The sequence below is a fragment of the Paracoccus aestuariivivens genome, assembly GCF_009711225.1.
Classification (GTDB): domain Bacteria; phylum Pseudomonadota; class Alphaproteobacteria; order Rhodobacterales; family Rhodobacteraceae; genus Paracoccus; species Paracoccus aestuariivivens.
This window is the reverse complement of sequence record NZ_WMIE01000007.1, coordinates 183,787-201,755: the sequence shown is the minus strand read 5'-3', so window position 1 is coordinate 201,755 and position 17,969 is coordinate 183,787. Positions and strand designations below refer to the sequence as shown.

Sequence of the window (17,969 nt, the reverse complement as noted above, 5' to 3'; positions counted from 1 at the left end):
TGGCGAAAAGTCCCATGCGGATCACTCCGTTGCCCCGTCGCTCACCGCTATGGGGGAAGGTTCACATGGCTCAATTCTCAGTGAAAATTAGGCGACTTTCCGGCTCAGTTCTGGGTGGAAATCAACAGGCTGACGAAGAATGAGGCGGGGCCTATATCGCGGGGGATCTGGCCGACTGGCTTGAAGAAAGGGGCGTCGAACAGGTCCATGGCGCGCCCGGACATCCTCAGACCCAAGGCAAGACCGAGCGCTGGCACCAAACCCTGAAGAACCGGATCCTGCTGGAGAACTATTACCTTCCGGGTCAGCTCGAAAAGACGATCGCCGCCTTTGTCGAGTATTACAACAACCACCGCTATCACGAGAGCCTCGGCAACTTGACCCCGGCAGATGTCTATTTCGGGCGTGGCCCCGAAATCATGGCAGAAAGGGAGAAGATCAGAAAAGCGACCATCCAGAACCGTCGCTTGAACCATCAGCGTCAGGCGGCATAATCACAAACCGGTGCGCCAGAACTCTCTTGTTCAAAATCAGGCCACCTGTTCCAAATCTTTCGATGACAGACACCATAGAAGTTGTATGGACTTCACCGGATTAGGTAATCGACAGCGTCGCCCTGGAACACGTCGACGACCTGAACTTGCCAAATACTGGTCTAGCAATCTGCGCCAGTATGCTCGCCAGCAAACTACTGCACATGAAAGCCTGCCAACGGTTCGGGTCAGACCGCGCCAGCAAAACCGTTAATCTAGATGCCCATTGGCAGGCGCAGAACGCTGGCACAGGTAGCGCGGGATGTATCTGATGAGATTTCAAGGTTTGTGCAGAACCGCGACTAGCAACTAGGCGGCTTGGAACTAAATCTCGCCTCGGCGTTGCCATGCCAAGTTCCCATGCCTTGACCTGACGGTTCCCTGCATGCGACCTCTGCCTGATCATACGCGAGGTAGCATGACCCTGACACCAAACCTGATAGCCGGTGTGCCGGTCCTTTTCGTGATGGCTGTCGAGGCTGAGTATGGGCCGTCGTTGCGCGCCCGTATTACGCCGCTCGTCACCGGAGTGGGGCCGGTTGAAAGCGCGGTCACGCTTGCCGCCGCCTTGGCGGCGATGCAGCAGCGACCACGGCTGATTGTCTCGTTGGGATCGGCCGGATCGCGCTTGCTCGAGCAGACGCAGGTCTATCAGGTCTCGGCGGTGGCTTATCGTGACATGGACGCGTCGGCGTTGGGATTCGATCGAGGCTGCACCCCGTTTCTTGAACTGCCCGCCCTGATCCAGCTGCCGCATTGCATCCCCGGCCTGCCGACGGCAAGCCTCTCGACCGGAGCGAATATCGTCAGCGGAGCAGCTTACGACCAGATCGCCGAAGACATGGTCGATATGGAAACCTTCGCGCACCTTCGCGCGGCTCAGCGTTTTGGTATTCCATTGATCGGATTGCGCGGAATCTCGGATGGAGCCGAGGAACTGCAGCACCTTTCCGATTGGACGCAATACCTGCATGTGATCGATGAACGGTTGGCAGCGGCAGTCGATGCATTGGGGAATGCGATCAGGGGCGAAAAACTGACATTCTGACGTTACGACTTGGCACGAGGCTGAACGATGCACAGCGCGGGGTTTTGGGATCGCGCCCCGATGTCGCCCGGAGTGATGCGGATCGCACCACTTTTTACAGCCGTGCTTTCGTTCTCGATTACTTAGCCATAGCCAAGCTGAATGACCGACCGAAATGAATGGCCTGAGGTTTGTTCCAACTGCTTTAGTTGCTGGTTGATAGGAAGTAAGAATCCGGTCCAAGCCGAATTAGCAAACCACCTTGCCCAAGCCAAGTGGCGGAGAGGGTGGGATTCGAACCCACGGAACCCTTGCAGGCTCAACGGTTTTCGAGACCGCCCCGTTCGACCACTCCGGCACCTCTCCGCGCTTCTTGGGTGGTGGCGCGGATTTAGACGGAGCGGGGTTGAAGCGCAAGTGCCTTCGGGCGAAAAAATGCGAAAGTTTAACTTTTTTCTGACAGGTGGCTGATGACATTGGATTTTCGACTGTTTCACATCCTTGGAGCGATTCCCGAATGCCGCTTCTGATCGGGGCGCTGGCCCATCCGCTGCTGCGTATGCGGCTGGCTCCGGAAGCGGTTAAGGCTGCGCCGTTGAACGGCAAGTTACAAGGCGGCGCGATGGCCGGTCTTAAACTGGCCGGTTTTCCGGGTCTTATCCCGGGCGAGGGGCATATCCCCGCATGGGACAGCCCTTGGACCGACGAACTTCGACGTTACGCGCGTATTTTTGGCCTGACGCCTCGCGATATTGACGGGCGCGATGTGCTGGGTCTGGACGATGACCTTGGTCACGGCGCCTGGCAGCCGGAATTGGCGGCAGCCATGGCGGATTGGGTTCTGGACCGGTTGAGGGACAAGCCCCCCGAGGCCATCCGACCCAGACTGCCGATGATCGCGGGCTGGATCGCCTCGCGGATGCGGGCCGAGGCCGAGACTCGCCATTTGCCGAAACTTGGGCCTTCGGGAGACGATCGCGTGCGCCATGCCGCGTGGGACGAGCCCTATGGCGATTATTTCTCGGTCGAATCGCATGTGCTGCACCAGCGCCGGCATCGCGGTGACTGGTCGCCTGATATGCGGCGGGCGGTATTCGTCTCGGGCGATGCGACCGTGGTACTGCCCTGGGATCCGGTGCGCGATAGGGTCATGCTGATCGACCAGTTCCGCGCCGGACCGGTCGCGCGGGGCGATGCACAGCCGTGGCTTTATGAAACCGTCGCGGGACGGGTCGATGCTGGTGAAACGCCCGAACAGGCAGCGTTGCGCGAGGGGATCGAAGAGGCCGGATTGGCGATCTCGCGCCTGATACCGGGACCACAGAACTACCCGAGTCCGGGTATGCTGGCGGAATATCTGTATCTTTTTATCGGAATTGCCGATCTGCCGGACGACGCGGCGGGGTTTGGTGGCCTTGAGATCGAGGACGAGGATATCCGCTCGCATGTGGTCGCGCGTTCAGAACTGACCCGCATTGCACTGGCCGGAGAGTTGCGGAACGGACCTTTGCTGACCTTGGCGCTATGGTTCGAACTGAATATCGACCGGATCCGCGCGGAACTGGACGACAGTCCGACGGCTTGATCACACACGCCGCACGCCCTCGCGGGGTTGCCGCCATCCGGTGGCCCCGTGTAGACCAAAGGCGATCATTTCGCGAAAGGCCCGCCATGCGCATCTGCCCCGACCTTGCCTCTGCCATCGGCAATACCCCCTTGATCCGCTTGAATCGTGCGTCTGAAGAAACCGGCTGCGAGATTCTGGGCAAGGCAGAGTTCATGAACCCCGGCCAGTCGGTCAAGGATCGCGCGGCGCTGTATATCATCAAGGACGCGGTGGCGCGTGGCGAACTCAAGCCCGGCGGCACCATTGTCGAGGGGACCGCGGGCAATACCGGCATCGGGCTGGCACTGGTCGGCTCGTCGATGGGCTTCCGCTCGGTCATCGTGATTCCGGAAACCCAGAGCCAAGAGAAAAAGGACATGCTGCGCTTGGCAGGTGCCGAACTGGTCGAGGTTCCTGCCGCGCCATACAAGAACCCCAACAACTATGTCCGTTATTCGGGCCGTCTGGCCGAACAATTGGCCAAGACCGAACCCAATGGCGCGATCTGGGCGAACCAGTTCGACAACGTGGCGAACCGTCAGGCCCATGTCGAAACCACCGGCCCCGAGATCTGGGAGCAGACTGGCGGCAAGGTTGATGGCTTTGTCTGCGCTGTCGGCTCGGGCGGAACCCTGGCTGGCGTGGCGATGGCCCTGCAGCCCAAGGGCGTGAAGATCGCCTTGGCCGACCCCGAGGGCGCCGCGCTGCACAGTTTCTACACCGAAGGCGTGTTCGAAAGCCCCGGTTCCTCGATTACCGAAGGCATCGGTCAGGGCCGCATCACCGCGAACCTCGAAGGTTTCACGCCGGATTTCTCGTACCGCATTCCGGATTCCGAGGCGCTGCCGGTGGTGTTCGACCTGCTGGAATACGAAGGGCTGTGCCTTGGCGGCTCGTCGGGCATCAATATTGCGGGAGCGATCCGCATGGCCAAGGACATGGGGCCGGGCCACACGATCGTGACGGTGCTGTGTGACTACGGCACGCGTTACCAGACCAAATTGTTCAACCCCGAGTTCCTGCGCGCCAAGGGCCTGCCCGTGCCGAAATGGCTGGTACGCAAGCCCCTTGGCCTGCCGGAAGTGTTCGAGGACTGACTGACCGTATGCTACGACTGACCTCATTGATCGCGACTCTACTTGTCTCGATTTCGCTGCTGCTTTCGGCTCCTGCTTTTGCGCAGGAACCGGATCAGCCGAACTATGAAACATGGGCCAAGATCGCCGAGCAGACCGAGCAGGTTCTGGAATCGGGTGACGCGAACGACGCGCGCTTGCAGGCGATCCGGGAAGATGTCGTCAAATGGCGCGACAGCTTCAAGGCGGCGCAGGGCACGAACTCGACCCGCATCGCGACGCTGAAGGACCAGATTTCGGCGCTGGGACAGCCTCCGGCCGAGGGGCAGTCCGAAAGCGATGACGTTGCCGCGCGCCGCAAGGAGCTGAACGACCAACTGTCCGAATTGCAGGCGCCGGGGCTGAAGGCGGTCGAGGCTTACGGCCGTGCCGACGGCATCATCCAGCAACTCGATCAGGAGGTGCGCCAGCGCCAGACCTACGCCTTGATCCGCAGGACTCCGACACCGCTGAATCCGGCGAATTGGGGGCCTGCGCTGACCGAGGCGGGGCAGGTCGGCGTCCACATCTATAACGAGGTCAGAAGCCGCTGGAGCGAACTTGGCACGGGCGTCGACCGTGTCCAGCGCGTGGCCGTTACAATCGGCTTCCTTCTGGCTGCGGTGTTGCTGCTGTGGCGCGGCCGGCAATGGGTCGATTCCCTGCCGTCGCGCCTGTCGGCCCGCGCCAGCCAACGCTCGCGTGCCGCATTGATCTTTGCGGTGTCGCTGCTGCAGATCGCCATTCCCTATATCGGGCTGGTTCTGGGAATCGCGGCGCTGATCGCGACTGATCTGTTCGGGCAATGGGGCGGTCCGATGCTGCGCTCGTTGCTGGGCGCCAGCATGGTGTTCTTTGTCGGCTTCTGGCTGGTCCGCCGCATTTTCCCTGCGACGGGCACTGCCGCCTCGATGCCCTTGCCGATGCAAGAGGAACAGCGGCGCAAGGCCGAGTTCCGCGCGACCATGCTGACACTGGCGACGGCGATCCACCAGATGTTCTCGCGCACGGTCCTACCGCTTTCGGGGTTCCATTCGCAAAGCGACGTCTCGACCGTGCCCGAACGCCTGACCGAGGCTTCCGCCGGCGTCTGGCATTTCCTGATCATCCTGCTGGGCGCGTTTTTCCTGTTCCAGCTTTGCAACGTGCTGCGCCGCATCCGTCCGGACGAGACCAGCGGCCAGCCGGATTACCGCACGCGGGTCGTCTCGTTTCTGGCCACGCTTGGTCGGCTGATCGCGCTGGCGTCGCCGGTTCTGGCAGCATTGGGCTATGTCACGGCGGGCAACGCGATCCTTTGGGCGACGGTGCTGACTCTGGCTTTGGTCGGGCTGTTGATCGTCCTGCAGGACTTCATCACCGACCTGTACACGATGGCGAAGGGCGGCGAGGAATTCGCCCGCGACGATCTGATGCCGGTGATCGTCAGCTTTGGCCTGATCCTTCTGTCCTTGCCGGTATTCGCGCTGATCTGGGGCGCACGCACCAGCGATCTGGCCGAGGCGTGGACGCGGATCGAACACGGCTTCAGCTTCGGCGGTGTCAGCCTGTCGCCGATGGGCATCCTGACCTTCATCATCACCTTTGCGGTCGGCTATTCGCTGACCCGCTTCGTGCAGGGCGCGTTCCGGACCTCGATCCTGCCCAAGACCAAACTGGACACGGGCGGGCAGACGGCTGTTGTTTCGATGATGGGCTATGCGGGGATGGCACTGGCGACGGTGCTGGCGATCACCTCGGCGGGGATCGACCTGTCATCGCTGGCCTTCGTCGCCGGTGCGCTGTCGGTCGGTATCGGTTTCGGCATGCAGCAGGTGGTGTCGAACTTCGTGTCGGGCATCATCCTGCTGGTCGAGCGCCCCATTGCCGTCGGCGACTGGATCGAGGTCGGGACCAAGCAGGGCGTCGTCAAGAAGATGTCGGTGCGTTCGACCCAGATCCAGACCTTCGACCGCACGGATGTGATCGTGCCGAACTCGGATCTGATCACACAGCAGGTGACGAACTGGACCCGCAGCAGTTTGCAGGGCCGCATTATCGTGCCGATCGGCGTGTCCTATGGCACCGATACCCGTCTGGTCACCCGCATCCTGATGGAAATCGCCGAGGACCAGCCGACCGTTCTGGTCAACCCGCCTCCGGCGGTGCTGTTCCGCGGCTTTGGTCCCGACGCCATGAATTTCGAAATCCGCGCCGTGTTGTCCGACATCAATGGCGGGATCGGAGTGACATCCGAAATCAACCACCAGATCGCGCAGCGTTTTGCCGAGGCAGGGATCGAGATTCCCTTCGCGCAGCGCGATATCCGTTTGCGCAACCCCGAGGCGATCAGCCGGATCGCCGGACATTTGCGGGACGGAGATCTGGCCAGACCCGAGCATTCCGGTGCGGCAATTGCCCGACAGGACGATGCACTGGTGCCGAAGCGGCTGCATCGGGACGAAGCGCCCGAATATGACAACGACGCGGATGGCGACGGAGACGGGGACGGCAACGGCCGCGGTTGACGGAAATCAGCCGCGCGGTTTCAGGCCGTGCGGCTCTTCTTCGGGCAGGCCCTCATGGGATAGCATGATCGCGACGGGCCTGAGCCAAGGGATGTGATTACAGACGATCATCACGGCGACCATGATCGGCACGGCCAGGAATGTCCCTGCGATACCCCAGATCGCGCCCCAGAATGCCAGCGACAGCACGATGCCAAAGGATGACAGTCGCAGCGTCTGTCCCAGCAGGACCGGATCGAAAATATTGCCGATCAGGAAATGGACCGCCGTGCAGGCTCCGCCGATCACGATGGTGATGGTCGGGTCTCCGGTCTGGGCCAGAACCACGACGATGGCGATGACCGTCGCGATGATCGAGCCGATGGTTGGGATGAAATTCAGGATGAAGGTCAGTGTCGCCATCGCTCCGGCCAGTTCCAGCGATGTGGCGCGGAAGATCACCCAGATCAGCGCCGCCGTCACTGCGCTGATCGCCGCCTTGACGACCAGATAGCGGTTCACCCGCCGCATGATGCTGTAGATGATGCGCAAGACATTGTCGGCGCGTGCCTGATTGCCCGTCAACCGCTCGATCTTGATCGGAAACCAGATCCGTTCGCTGAACATGAAGCCGACAAAGGTCAGGATCAGCACCGATCCCGAAATCAGGTTCGAGGCCTGACTAGCAGCCGTTCGCAGCCATCCGGCAAAGTCCATGCTGCCAAGGAAGGTCGAGATGGATTCCTGGACCTTGGGCCCCCAGCGCTGGCTCAGGCTGGATAACGCGGCCTGCGCCCTGTCGGCATAAAGGATCGAGGTCGAGACGACCTCGTTTACCTGCGAGACAACTGTAGTCGCGGCCCAAAGCAACCCCACGGCAATCGCGATCAGCGCCAGCGTGGTTGCCAGCCAATTGGGCACTTTCAGTCTTGCGAAGGCGGAAATGGCGTCGCTGGTCAGCGAGAAAATGATGATGGCGAAGGCAAGGCAGATCAGCATGAACCGCGCTTGCGTCAGCAGGAACAAGATCAGCCCGAAGGCGATGACGCCCAGAAACCCCGTTTGCAGCCTTTCGCTCAGCTGCGATTCTCGTGAATTCAATGCGTCACCCCGGCTTCACTTGCTTCGTGCGCCCTGATGTGAGCGCCGGGGCGCGAGTTATGCCCCGGCATTTTGCTCAGGCGTCTGCCTCATCCTCGCCGCTCTCGGCGATACGGGCAACAGAAACAACGGATTCGCCGGTTGCCGTGTTGAAGACCCGTACACCGCCAGCCGAACGCGACCGGAAGCTGATGCCATCGACAGGCACGCGGATCGATTGCCCGGTCGAGGTCGCCAGCATGATCTGGTCGTCGCCTTCGACGGGGAAGCTCGCGACCAGTTCGCCGCCGCGCATCGCCTTGTCCATCGCCATGACGCCCTGACCGCCGCGCCCGCGCACCGGATAGTCGTGGCTCGAGCTGATCTTGCCCGCACCATTGGCGGTGATGGTCAGGATCAGATCCTCGGCCGCCGACATCTCGGCATAGCGTTCCTGCGTGATGCTGCCTTCGACGACGTTTTCCTCGTCCTCGTCTGCCTCGGCGCCGTCATCCAGCGCACCGGCCACGGCGCGGCGCATTTTCAGATAGGCGGCGCGCTCGGCGGGATCGGCCTCGAAATGGCGGATCACCGACATGCTGACGACGCGGCTGCCCTCGGCCAGACGGATGCCGCGCACGCCGGTGGAGTCGCGCCCCTTGAAGACGCGCACATCGGTGGTCGGGAAGCGGATCGCGCGGCCCGAGGCCGTGACCAGCATCACATCGTCATTCTCGGTCGCCATGCGCACGCCGATCAGTTCCACCCCTTCGGGCAGTTTCATGGCGATCTTGCCGTTCGATTTCACATTGGTGAAATCGGACAGGGCATTGCGGCGCACGTCACCTTCCGAGGTGGCGAAGACGACCTGATAATCGTCCCAATCCTTCTCGGGCGCATCGACCGGCATCAGCGCCGCGATGGAGACGCCCTGCTGGATCGGCAGGATATTGACCATGGCCTTGCCCTTGGCCGTGCGTCCGCCCAAAGGCAGACGCCATGTTTTCAGCCGGTAGACCATGCCGTCGGTGGTGAAGAACAGCAGTTCCGTATGGGTATTGGCGACAAACAGCGTGGTGACCACGTCGTCTTCCTTGGTCGCCATGCTGGCGAGACCCTTGCCGCCACGGCGCTGGCTGCGGAATTCGGCCAGAGCCGTGCGCTTGATATAGCCGCCCGAGGTGATGGTCACGACCATGTCCTCGCGCTCGATCAGGTCTTCATCGTCCATGTCACCGGCCCAGTCGGTGATTTCGGTGCGACGCGGCACGGCGAATTGGTCGCGAACTTCGCGCAATTCACCCGAGATGATCTCCATGATCCGATCGCGCGAGGCGAGGATGGTCAGGAATTCGCGGATCGAGTCGGCAAGCTTCTTCAGTTCGTCAGTGACTTCCTGCACGCCCAGTTGGGTCAGGCGCTGCAGGCGCAGTTCAAGAATGGCGCGGGCCTGCGTCTCGGACAGGTTGTAGGTGCCGTCCTCATTGACCGGATGCAGCGGATCGTCGATCAGCTTCAGATATTCGACAATGTCATGGGCGGGCCAACGGCGCGACATCAGGCGTTCGCGCGCCTCGGCAGCGTCAGCCGAGGACCGGATGGTCGCCACGACCTCATCGACATTCGACACTGCCACGGCCAGACCGCACAGCACATGGGCGCGCTCACGCGCTTTGCGTAGCTCAAACGCCGTGCGGCGGGCGACCACTTCTTCGCGGAAGCTGATGAAGTAGGTCAGGAAATCGCGCAAAGCCAATTGCTCGGGGCGACCGCCGTTCAGCGCCAGCATGTTGCAGCCGAAGCTGGTCTGCATCTGGGTGAAGCGGAACAGTTGGTTCAGCACCACCTCGGCGGTGGCGTCGCGCTTGAGTTCGACCACCACGCGGACGCCGATGCGGTCGGATTCGTCCTGCACATGGGCAATGCCCTCGATGCGCTTTTCCTTGGCAAGCTCGGCGATTTTCTCGATCAGGGTGGCCTTGTTCACCTGATAGGGGATCTCGTCCAGCACGATCAGCTGGCGACCGTTGCGGCCTTCCTCGATCCGGGTCTTGGCGCGCAGGATGACGCTGCCGCGACCTTCCAGATAGGCTTTACGCGCCCCCGAGCGGCCCAAGATGATGCCGCCGGTCGGGAAGTCCGGGCCGGGGATGATTTCCAGCAGACGCTCGGTCGGAAGGTCCGGGTTCGCGATCAGCTCAAGCGTGGCGTCGATCACCTCGCCAAGGTTATGCGGCGGGATGTTCGTGGCCATGCCGACGGCGATGCCGCCCGCGCCATTGACCAGCATGTTCGGATAGCGCGCCGGAAGAACGGTCGGCTCGCGGTCCTTGCCATCATAGTTGTCCTGAAACTCGACTGTTTCCTTGTCGATATCCATGAGCAGATAGGCCGAGGGCTTATCCATCCGCACTTCGGTGTAACGCATGGCAGCGGCGCTATCGCCGTCCATCGAGCCGAAGTTGCCCTGACCGTCCAGCAGCGGCAGGGACATGGAAAAGTCCTGCGCCATTCGCACCAGCGCGTCATAGATCGCGGCGTCGCCATGCGGGTGGTACTTACCCATGACATCGCCGACCGGACGGGCCGATTTGCGATAGGGCTTGTCATGCGTGTTGCCGGTCTCGTGCATCGCAAACAGGATGCGCCGGTGCACCGGCTTCAGTCCGTCGCGCAGATCGGGGATCGCGCGGCTGACGATGACCGACATGGCATAGTCGAGGTAGGACGAGCGCATCTCGCTCGCGATGTCGATCACCGGGCCGTCGTGATGCATCACGGCGCGTTCGGGGGCGCCGTTTTCGTTGGTGTCGTCATCGTCGTGATCTGGGGTATCGGACACTGGATCGCCTCAACATTTTGTTGATGACGGGTCTATCCGATACCAGCCAAGGGTGCAATCTTTCGCTGGGGAAAAGGCCGGATCAGGCGGTGCCCACGACCCTTCTGCGCCCACGCGCGCAGGCGGCCCAGAATGCCGTCAGCACGGCCGAACAGATCGCGTTCCAACCGGCCATGGAAATGCCGAACAGCTTCCAGCTAACCTCGTCGCAACGAACGACCGGAGCCTTTTCCAGCGCAGACAGCAGATCCTGCGTAGACATGGAAGCCAGACCGCTGACCCCGCCCGAGCAATGTTGCGGACCCAGCCACAGCTTCATCTCGACACCCGCGTGATAGGTGGCAAGACCCAAGGCGGTGGCCGCGGCAACCAGCCCCAGCAGCGCCAGCCAACGCTTCCAGCCAAGAACCGCCATCAACCCACCGATCACCGCAGCGGCCAGATGCGGCCAGCGTTGCATGATGCACAGCTCGCAAGGCGCGTAGCCGATGCTCTGGAAGACGAAAGCGGCAGCCAGCAGCGCGGCCGATCCGGCCCCTGCCAGCATTCCGATCTGTTTATGCGTGAACTCGAACATGTCGCCCCGTTAGGCCCGCATCAGGTGGCGGGCAAGTGCCAATTGCGTGAACTCAATGCGGTTTCCAGCGGATGACGCGGTACAGATAGACCACGACCACGACCAGAATGACCAGCTTGGACAGGGGGTCGACCCATTCCGCGACCAGCTCGTAATTTTCGTGCAGGACCAGCCCCGCCACGGCCAAAGCGCCGATCCAGATCACGCTGCCCAGCGTCGTATAGATCAGGAACTTCCACATCGGCATCCGCGACAGACCGGCCGGAACCGAGATCAGCGTCCGGATCGTCGGCAGCATCCGTCCGGCAAAAACGGCGGCCCCGCCATGCCGGTCGAACCATTCCCGCGCCATGTCCACATCCGAAGGCGACAGCGTCAGAAGCCGCCCGTGCTTGGCTGCGAAACGCTTCAGGCGGGCCTCGCCGATCCACATGCCGACATAGTACCACATCGTCGTTCCGATCACCGATCCGACGGTTCCGAACAGAATTACGCTGCCAAGCGACATTTCGCCGCGGCCGGCCAGAAATCCGGCCAAAGGCATAATGATTTCAGAGGGGATAGGCGGGAAGACGTTTTCGGCCACCATCAAAAGAAACACGCCCAGGTTGCCCCAGCCGTTGATCGTCGAAACCACCCAGTCGAACATGCGTTACTCCAGCCTATATACGGGGTTTGCTGAAGGGCGCATGCAATTCTGTCAACCCTTCACAACTATTGCGGAATGACACGTTTCGGTTAGCCTGATCGTGTCTTGCTTCGGTCAGGAGGGAATACTCATGCTTTGGCGTGGCAGACGGGAAAGCCAGAATGTCGACGATCGCAGGGGAATGGGTGCTAGCGCGGGCGGCATCGGCATCATCGGGGTGCTCTGTGTTCTGGCGGTCGGATATTTCTTCGGCATCGACATCTCACCGATCATGAGCTCGTTTCAGGGTCAGCAATCCACCGAGCAGCGCGAGTTGACCGCCGAAGAACAGGAACTGGGCCAGTTCGCCTCGGTCGTGCTGGCCGATACCGAAGAGGTCTGGGGCCGCGTCCTGTCCGAGCAGACGGGCATTCAGTACACCAACCCGCAGATGGTGCTGTTCTCGGGGGCGGTGCAATCGGCCTGCGGCGGGGCCTCGGCGGCGATGGGGCCGTTCTATTGCCCCAACGACCAGAAGCTTTATCTGGACACCGATTTCTTCAAGATCATGCAGCAGAAGATGGGCGCGGGCGGCGATTTCGCCTTTGCCTATGTCATCGCGCATGAGGTCGGCCACCATGTCCAGAACCTGACCGGCATCCTTGGCGAGACGATGAAACTGCGCCAGCAAACCGACGAAGTGACTGCCAACCGCATCTCGGTCCTGACCGAGTTGCAGGCCGATTGCTTCGCCGGAATCTGGGGCCGTCAGGCCAGCGACCAGTTCGGCACCATCGAGGACGGCGATATCGAGGAAGCTATCAACGCCGCTGCCGCCGTGGGCGATGACACGCTGATGAAGGATGCCGGACGCGCCGTGCGGCCTGAATCCTTCACCCATGGCTCGGCGCAGGACCGCATGGCGTGGTTCAAGCGCGGCTTCTCGACCGGTCAGCTGGCCGAGTGCAACACCTTCAAGGAAGTCGGGATGTAATCCGGATCAGGGCCTTTGCAGATGGATACCGCGCGGGCGGTCCATCTGCGCCCAGTCCGGCCACCAGCCCATCCACTCGATGCCGACGATGACAAGGCAGATGGCGATGATGCCGAAAATCAGCCTGACCCGTTTGGCGCTGGGGGGATTGCGCGCCCAACGTGACGCACGGATCAGCCAGACAAGGTTGTTCATTCGTCTATTCCCCTGCTAAGTGCTGCCCGAAACGGAACAGTCTCCGGGACAATCTCTTGCCTCATCACAGCGACAGCCGCATCCTGCCCTATACCGCCGACCAGATGTACGCACTGGTTGCCGATGTTGAAAGCTACCCGCAATTCCTGCCTTGGAACAGCGCGGCCCGCATCCGGTCGCGCAAATCCGGTCCGGACGGCAGCGAAGTCATCGAGGCCGATCTGGTCATCAGCTTCAAGGTCTTCCGCGAGCGTTTCGGCAGTCGGGTCACGCTTTGGCCGGAACGGCGTCATATCGATACCGAATATCTGGACGGCCCGTTCAAATATCTCAAAAGCGGCTGGAACTTTGCCGATCTGCCCGAAGGCGGCTGCAAGGTCGAGTTCTTCGTCGATTTCGAATTCCGCAACGCGATCCTTGGCAAGGTGATCGGCGTCGTCTTCCACGAGGCGATGGTCCGCATTGTCCGTGCCTTCGAGGAACGTGCCAAGGTGCTTTACGGCGCGGCCTGAAGCGCGCTTTCCCAGATTGCGTATTCCTCGGCCAGCGCCTCGCGGGCCATGGCCTCGACCTCGGGCGACAATTCGGTCACGGCATCGGGCGACACGTTGCTGCGTGGCAGTTCGATGGGCATTTTCAGCCGCGCCGACAGGAACGCGACCAGCGCGGGCATCGCTTCGTAACGGAAGACATAATCGACCGCGGGCTTGCCGTCGTTATCCAGCAGGAAGTTCGACTGGCGACCCACCTGCGCGTAAGGCTGGCGTCTGCCGCTGGACAGGTATTCGTGCAAGAAGCGGTCGAAGCTGACCATGACAGTGCTGTTCGGGCGGCCGATGATCTCTGCCCTCGTGCGGAAACGGTACCAGCTGCGCAGCCAGTCCAGCGGCTCGCGGATCACCGCGACGCTTTCGAACGGCGCGCCGCCGATGGGGGTCAGAAGCGGCTTAATACGGTTCAGATATTGCCGGTGGTTCAGGTGCTTGATCTCGGGGCGCGACCGGAACGAGATCTCGGCCTGCTCCGACAGGACGGCTTCAAGCGCGGTGGTGCCGGTCTTGGGAATCGAATGCAGGACGATGCGAGGTTCGATGAAAATCAGCATGAAAATCCGTTGGTAACCCGAACCGATGCATAGCCACCGCCAGACGGGGCCGCAAGCGTTGGGGGTGCTGGCACCGGAGGGGCCTAAATGGCCATCCGCAAGGCCGGATCAGCCATCCGCCTTGATGCGTAAATTTCGGGCAAGGAACGCGGCCAGATCGCCCAGAACCTTGTCGCCGCCGAAAGCTGCGGTTCCGTGCCCCTCGTCGGGCAGCAGGGCGAAGTCGATTTCGGAATGGGGATCGACGTTCTGCCACGCCGTGCGCAGGTGTTCGGCCTGCTGGGCGGCAACGATATTGTCGACCATGCCGTGGCGGATCATCAAGGGTGGCAGTCTGACGCCTTGAGCCATGACGTTCAATCGCCCGACCGGCCCCATGGCGGTCGCTTCTTGCCGGCGGTCGCCGACGGCGTAACCGACCAGCAGCGATTCGACGCTTTCGGGGGAATCCGCGGGCGGGCGGCGCGTGGTCAGGCCCAGCTTCGCCATGTCCTGATCCATGCTGCCGAAATCCATCGGGCCGTAAAAGTTCACGACGGCGGCAGGCGGAGTGCCTTGCTGCACCATGCTCAATGCTGCGGAAACCGCCAGAAACGCCCCCGCCGAGCGTCCGCTCAACGCGATCTGGTCTGGGCGAAGCTCAAGCTCCGCGCCGTGTTTCTGCAAAAAAGCCGCCGCAGCAAGTACATCCTCATGCGGAGCGGGCCAGCGGGCCTGATTCGACAGCCGGTAATTCATCCGGACGATTGCGATTCCGCGATCAAGAACCTGCTGGGGCAGGGACAGGTCACGCTTGTCGCCGGTCAGAAAGCCTCCGCCGTGAATATCCAGCAGGACCGGAAACGGTCCGCGCCCCGCAGGTAGGTGGATGTCCATCTTGTTGCGGGGCGAGTTCGACGAATAGGCCATCTCCACGAATTGCGGAGACTTACCGGGGCTTGCCAACGCGGGTGCGGCGATCGCTCCGGCCAGAAAGGCCAATGCGCTGCGGCGGGTGAACATGGTCTTCGCTGTCCCTCAGTTTCTTTGGATAACCAAGGCTAGCATTGTTTTCCCGATGCTCAAATGTCCCAGCGTGTCGCACCCTGCAATGGCCGTACCATGCCGTTCAATGTGACAATCCTGCCGCGCGAAGGGCACGGGTTCAGTGACGCTGGTCCTGCAGCAGTAGCAGCAGCGCGACGATGGTCACGGCAAATCCGGGCAGCATGATCGGGGCGGGGGCCTGTCCGGTCAGCGCGGATTCCAGCAGCAGCACCCATGCCGGTGTAAGGTAGGTATAGGCCATCACCTTGGCGGACGGCAGGCGCATCGTGGCGTATTGCACCAGCAGGGTGGTGATCGCGCTCGCGCAGATCGCAACATAGATCAGCGTGATCCAGACCAGCGCGGGCAGATGCGCCCAGTCGGTCTCGATGATCGCGCGCCAGCCCCATATGCCCAGAATTACCGAGCCAGCGATCAACGTCCCCAAAGTCGAGATCAACGGGGTTTCGCCTCGGTTCAGGCGGCGCACCAAAGGCGTGTAAAGCGCATGGGCGACGCAGCCCAGCAGATAGATCGCCTCGCCGCGCCCGAAATCCAGCCGCGACAGGGCGGCAAGATCGCCGCGAAAGATCACCCAAAGCGATCCTGCCGCGCCAAGCGCCAGCGCCACGGCCAATCGTCCGGTCAGGTGTTGGCGCAACAGCAACCAGCCGAATCCGGCCGACATGACCGGCGTCAGGGTGAAAACAGCGGCAGCCGAGACGGGCAGGGCGGTCTTGAGCCCCTCGAACATCAGCACAAAATAGGCCGCGAACAGCCCGCCCAGCAGCAGGTAGCGCCACGGTGCGCGCAACAATGCATCGCGCTGGATTCCCGGCCCTGCCATGGCCAGACCCGCGATGGCTCCGGCGGCAATGGCAAAGCGCGCCGCGGAAATGGCCGTCGGATCGATCAGGTTCGCGGCACGCGCCCCCAACGAGAACGAGCCCGCGATCAGCACCGAAAACAACAGCATCGCGGCATGGCCGCGCAGTGACTCGATCCGCTCCATCGGTCCCCCTTCCGAACGAAGCGCGAGCATCCGCAAAAGCCGGGGGGATACAAGGCCCTCTAGCTGCCCCGAAGCGCCTTCAGCACGGCCTGCACCTTCGGAGTGCGGTGCAGATCGACATGGCTGACCAGCCATAGCTGCGAATCCCATTCCGGCAGGGACATGACCTCGATCAGATCGCCGACCTCGCCGGGCAGCATCCAGCCCAGCCCCAGTCCGGCCTGTACCGCCGCGACCCTTGCTGCGCTGTCATTGCTGACCATGACGATGCAGGCGGCGGGCAGGCGCTCGGCCAGCCAGCGCATATGCGGAGCGGGGCGCGATTCCGATCCGGCAAGGACGAATCGATGCGCCGAAAGCTCGGTGACAGGCCCGTGCCGCGACAGATATTCGGCGGAAGCATATAGCTTGGCCGGTAGCTTCAACCACGGGCTGACGACATAATCGGCTTCGGTAGGGCGGGTGCCTGCGCGGATCGCGACATGGGCCTCTCCCGCGTCCAGCCGGAACAGGCGCGGGTCGGTGGTATAGCCCAGCCGCAGCCCCGGATGCTGGCGCATCAGCCCGATCAGCCGCGGCATGACCAGATCGGCCAGACCCAGCAGCGATGTGACCGTCACCTCGCCCTCGATCCGGTCGCCGGTTCCGGCGATGCGGGCCGCCATCTGGGCAAAGCGCGCCTCGGCGGCAGATGCCGCATCCAGCAGCAATCGCCCCGCTTCGGTCAGGGTGTAGCCGCGGGCATGGCGCTGGAACAGCCTGGCACCCAGCCTTGCCTCCAGCGCGTCGATACGGCGAATGACCGTCGCATGATGCACATCCAGTTCCTGCGCCGCGCCGCTGACCGTGCCGCTGCGTGCGACGGCCAATGCGGCGCGGATATCGTCCCAGCTTTGATTTTCCATTGTGCGCCTATGCACAGTTGCTGCGCGAATATCTGTCTTTTGTTCATTTGAGCAAAGACCTAATTCCTTTCTGCAACTAGATTTCAGGAGACCGACATGAACATCCTCCATATCGATAGCGCGATTACCGGCGATGCCTCGGTCTCGCGTCAACTGACCGCCAAGATCGTCGCGAAACTGACCGCCGATCAACCTGACGCCGCTGTCACCTATCGCGACCTCGCCAAAGGCGTGCCCGCGATCGACAATGACTGGTTCCACGCCGTCCGCCTGTCGCCGGAGAACCCGACGGCCGAGCAGCAGGCCCTGATCGACATCTCGAACGCCTACCTCAACGAGGTGCAGGCCGCAGACGTGCTGGTGATCGGCCTGCCGATCTACAACTTCACCCTGACCGCGCAGCTGAAGAACTGGTTCGACCAGATCGCCCGCGCTGGGCTGAGTTTCCGCTACACCGCCGAAGGCCCCGAGGGTCTGCTGAAAGGCAAGCGCGCCATCATCGCCTATACCGCCGCTGGCACGCCCTTCGGTTCGGAACTCGACTTTGCTTCAGGCTATCTGCGCCACATTCTGGGCTTCCTCGGTATCACCGATGTCGAATTCGTTCCGGCTGACGGCCTTGCCTTCGACCGTGACGCCGGTCTGGCCCGCGCCGATGAAGCGCTGGACAGGATCGCCGCCTGATCGCGGCATTTGCTGATGGAAACGGCCTTCGTTGACTCGGGGGCCGTTTTTTCGTATCTGGACACCCAACTCCCGGAAGGACTGCCCTTCCGGTCCCCGCAAGGCGCGGGGATCGCCCCCCGTCAGCGCGTTGCGCCCACGGGGGCGTTACTGC

At 62.2% G+C, this 17,969-nt stretch carries 16 protein-coding genes, 1 tRNA gene and 1 pseudogene; 8 read left to right on the top strand and 10 right to left on the bottom strand.

Translation table 11 applies throughout. From position 1 onward, the window contains the following. Nucleotides 1-143 precede the first annotated feature (143 nt). Both GL286_RS13485 and GL286_RS13480 read left to right on the top strand, forming a co-directional pair. Nucleotides 144-494: pseudogene (locus GL286_RS13485) on the top strand (integrase core domain-containing protein); the annotation flags it as partial. A gap of 457 nt (nucleotides 495-951) precedes the next feature. Beyond that, nucleotides 952-1,581 carry a 5'-methylthioadenosine/S-adenosylhomocysteine nucleosidase gene (locus GL286_RS13480; protein ID WP_155096083.1) on the top strand — a complete coding sequence of 210 codons (630 nt, stop codon included), beginning with the start codon at nucleotides 952-954 and terminating at the stop codon, nucleotides 1,579-1,581. Nucleotides 1,582-1,836: 255 nt separating this feature from the next. Here the strand turns inward: GL286_RS13480 and GL286_RS13475 are convergent. Beyond that, a tRNA-Ser gene (locus GL286_RS13475) sits at nucleotides 1,837-1,926 on the bottom strand. 151 nt (nucleotides 1,927-2,077) lie between these two features. Here GL286_RS13475 and GL286_RS13470 point away from each other — a divergent pair. The 3 genes from GL286_RS13470 to GL286_RS13460 all read left to right on the top strand — a co-directional run bounded on the left by GL286_RS13470 (nucleotide 2,078) and on the right by GL286_RS13460 (nucleotide 6,788). After that, entirely contained in the window at nucleotides 2,078-3,145 is a 1,068-nt protein-coding gene (locus GL286_RS13470; RefSeq protein WP_155096082.1) for an NUDIX domain-containing protein, read from the top strand. A gap of 86 nt (nucleotides 3,146-3,231) precedes the next feature. Further along, entirely contained in the window at nucleotides 3,232-4,263 is a 1,032-nt protein-coding gene (locus GL286_RS13465; RefSeq protein WP_155096081.1) for a cysteine synthase A, read from the top strand. Between the two features lie 8 nt (nucleotides 4,264-4,271). Further along, a complete protein-coding gene (locus tag GL286_RS13460; protein ID WP_155096080.1) occupies nucleotides 4,272-6,788 on the top strand; it encodes a DUF3772 domain-containing protein in 2,517 nt (838 codons plus the stop codon). 6 nt (nucleotides 6,789-6,794) lie between these two features. Here GL286_RS13460 and GL286_RS13455 read toward each other — a convergent pair whose 3' ends face one another. The 4 genes from GL286_RS13455 to GL286_RS13440 all read right to left on the bottom strand — a co-directional run bounded on the left by GL286_RS13455 (nucleotide 6,795) and on the right by GL286_RS13440 (nucleotide 11,915). After that, a complete protein-coding gene (locus tag GL286_RS13455; RefSeq protein WP_155096079.1) occupies nucleotides 6,795-7,868 on the bottom strand; it encodes an AI-2E family transporter in 1,074 nt (357 codons plus the stop codon). Between the two features lie 76 nt (nucleotides 7,869-7,944). Continuing rightward, nucleotides 7,945-10,623, bottom strand: coding sequence for a DNA gyrase subunit A (gyrA, locus tag GL286_RS13450; RefSeq protein WP_155096100.1), 2,679 nt, complete (start codon nucleotides 10,621-10,623; stop codon nucleotides 7,945-7,947). A gap of 148 nt (nucleotides 10,624-10,771) precedes the next feature. Next, a complete protein-coding gene (locus GL286_RS13445; RefSeq protein ID WP_155096078.1) occupies nucleotides 10,772-11,266 on the bottom strand; it encodes a disulfide bond formation protein B in 495 nt (164 codons plus the stop codon). Nucleotides 11,267-11,318: 52 nt separating this feature from the next. Then, nucleotides 11,319-11,915 (bottom strand): DedA family protein, encoded by a 597-nt coding sequence (locus GL286_RS13440; protein ID WP_155096077.1) that lies wholly within the window; start codon nucleotides 11,913-11,915, stop codon nucleotides 11,319-11,321. 130 nt (nucleotides 11,916-12,045) lie between these two features. Between GL286_RS13440 and ypfJ the strand changes: the two genes are divergently transcribed. Further along, nucleotides 12,046-12,888, top strand: a complete 843-nt coding sequence (ypfJ, locus tag GL286_RS13435; RefSeq protein ID WP_155096076.1) for a KPN_02809 family neutral zinc metallopeptidase — start codon at nucleotides 12,046-12,048, stop codon at nucleotides 12,886-12,888. Between the two features lie 6 nt (nucleotides 12,889-12,894). Here the strand turns inward: ypfJ and GL286_RS13430 are convergent, their stop codons facing one another. Beyond that, the gene (locus tag GL286_RS13430; RefSeq protein ID WP_155096075.1) at nucleotides 12,895-13,083 is read right to left on the bottom strand and encodes a hypothetical protein; all 189 of its coding nucleotides are present in this window, start codon (nucleotides 13,081-13,083) and stop codon (nucleotides 12,895-12,897) included. A gap of 56 nt (nucleotides 13,084-13,139) precedes the next feature. Between GL286_RS13430 and GL286_RS13425 the strand changes: the two genes are divergently transcribed. Further along, nucleotides 13,140-13,595 (top strand): type II toxin-antitoxin system RatA family toxin, encoded by a 456-nt coding sequence (locus GL286_RS13425; RefSeq protein WP_155096074.1) that lies wholly within the window; start codon nucleotides 13,140-13,142, stop codon nucleotides 13,593-13,595. Here the strand turns inward: GL286_RS13425 and GL286_RS13420 are convergent. From GL286_RS13420 to GL286_RS13405, 4 genes are all read right to left on the bottom strand, one after another. Continuing rightward, entirely contained in the window at nucleotides 13,580-14,188 is a 609-nt protein-coding gene (locus tag GL286_RS13420) for a sulfotransferase family protein (protein ID WP_155096073.1), read from the bottom strand. The genes GL286_RS13425 and GL286_RS13420 overlap by 16 nt on opposite strands. Nucleotides 14,189-14,296: 108 nt before the next feature. Then, entirely contained in the window at nucleotides 14,297-15,190 is an 894-nt protein-coding gene (locus GL286_RS13415; protein ID WP_155096072.1) for an alpha/beta hydrolase, read from the bottom strand. A 142-nt stretch (nucleotides 15,191-15,332) separates the two neighbouring features. After that, a complete protein-coding gene (locus tag GL286_RS13410; RefSeq protein WP_155096071.1) occupies nucleotides 15,333-16,226 on the bottom strand; it encodes a DMT family transporter in 894 nt (297 codons plus the stop codon). A gap of 59 nt (nucleotides 16,227-16,285) precedes the next feature. Beyond that, a complete protein-coding gene (locus tag GL286_RS13405; protein ID WP_155096070.1) occupies nucleotides 16,286-17,131 on the bottom strand; it encodes a LysR family transcriptional regulator in 846 nt (281 codons plus the stop codon). 96 nt (nucleotides 17,132-17,227) lie between these two features. Between GL286_RS13405 and GL286_RS13400 the strand changes: the two genes are divergently transcribed. Further along, a complete protein-coding gene (locus tag GL286_RS13400; RefSeq protein ID WP_155096069.1) occupies nucleotides 17,228-17,815 on the top strand; it encodes an FMN-dependent NADH-azoreductase in 588 nt (195 codons plus the stop codon). The last annotated feature ends 154 nt before the right edge of the window (nucleotides 17,816-17,969 follow it).

What these genes read in the sequence shown, in the direction of transcription:
- GL286_RS13460 (WP_155096080.1), top strand. Translation starts at nt 4,272, where the DNA reads ATGCTACGACTGACCTCATTGATCGCGACTCTACTTGTCTCGATTTCG.
- GL286_RS13465 (WP_155096081.1), top strand. Translation starts at nt 3,232, where the DNA reads ATGCGCATCTGCCCCGACCTTGCCTCTGCCATCGGCAATACCCCCTTG.
- ypfJ (WP_155096076.1), top strand. Translation starts at nt 12,046, where the DNA reads ATGCTTTGGCGTGGCAGACGGGAAAGCCAGAATGTCGACGATCGCAGG.
- GL286_RS13415 (WP_155096072.1), bottom strand. Translation starts at nt 15,190, where the DNA reads ATGTTCACCCGCCGCAGCGCATTGGCCTTTCTGGCCGGAGCGATCGCC.
- GL286_RS13470 (WP_155096082.1), top strand. Translation starts at nt 2,078, where the DNA reads ATGCCGCTTCTGATCGGGGCGCTGGCCCATCCGCTGCTGCGTATGCGG.
- GL286_RS13405 (WP_155096070.1), bottom strand. Translation starts at nt 17,131, where the DNA reads ATGGAAAATCAAAGCTGGGACGATATCCGCGCCGCATTGGCCGTCGCA.
- GL286_RS13400 (WP_155096069.1), top strand. Translation starts at nt 17,228, where the DNA reads ATGAACATCCTCCATATCGATAGCGCGATTACCGGCGATGCCTCGGTC.
- gyrA (WP_155096100.1), bottom strand. Translation starts at nt 10,623, where the DNA reads ATGCATCACGACGGCCCGGTGATCGACATCGCGAGCGAGATGCGCTCG.
- GL286_RS13410 (WP_155096071.1), bottom strand. Translation starts at nt 16,226, where the DNA reads ATGGAGCGGATCGAGTCACTGCGCGGCCATGCCGCGATGCTGTTGTTT.
- GL286_RS13445 (WP_155096078.1), bottom strand. Translation starts at nt 11,266, where the DNA reads ATGTTCGAGTTCACGCATAAACAGATCGGAATGCTGGCAGGGGCCGGA.
- GL286_RS13440 (WP_155096077.1), bottom strand. Translation starts at nt 11,915, where the DNA reads ATGTTCGACTGGGTGGTTTCGACGATCAACGGCTGGGGCAACCTGGGC.
- GL286_RS13430 (WP_155096075.1), bottom strand. Translation starts at nt 13,083, where the DNA reads ATGAACAACCTTGTCTGGCTGATCCGTGCGTCACGTTGGGCGCGCAAT.
- GL286_RS13420 (WP_155096073.1), bottom strand. Translation starts at nt 14,188, where the DNA reads ATGCTGATTTTCATCGAACCTCGCATCGTCCTGCATTCGATTCCCAAG.
- GL286_RS13480 (WP_155096083.1), top strand. Translation starts at nt 952, where the DNA reads ATGACCCTGACACCAAACCTGATAGCCGGTGTGCCGGTCCTTTTCGTG.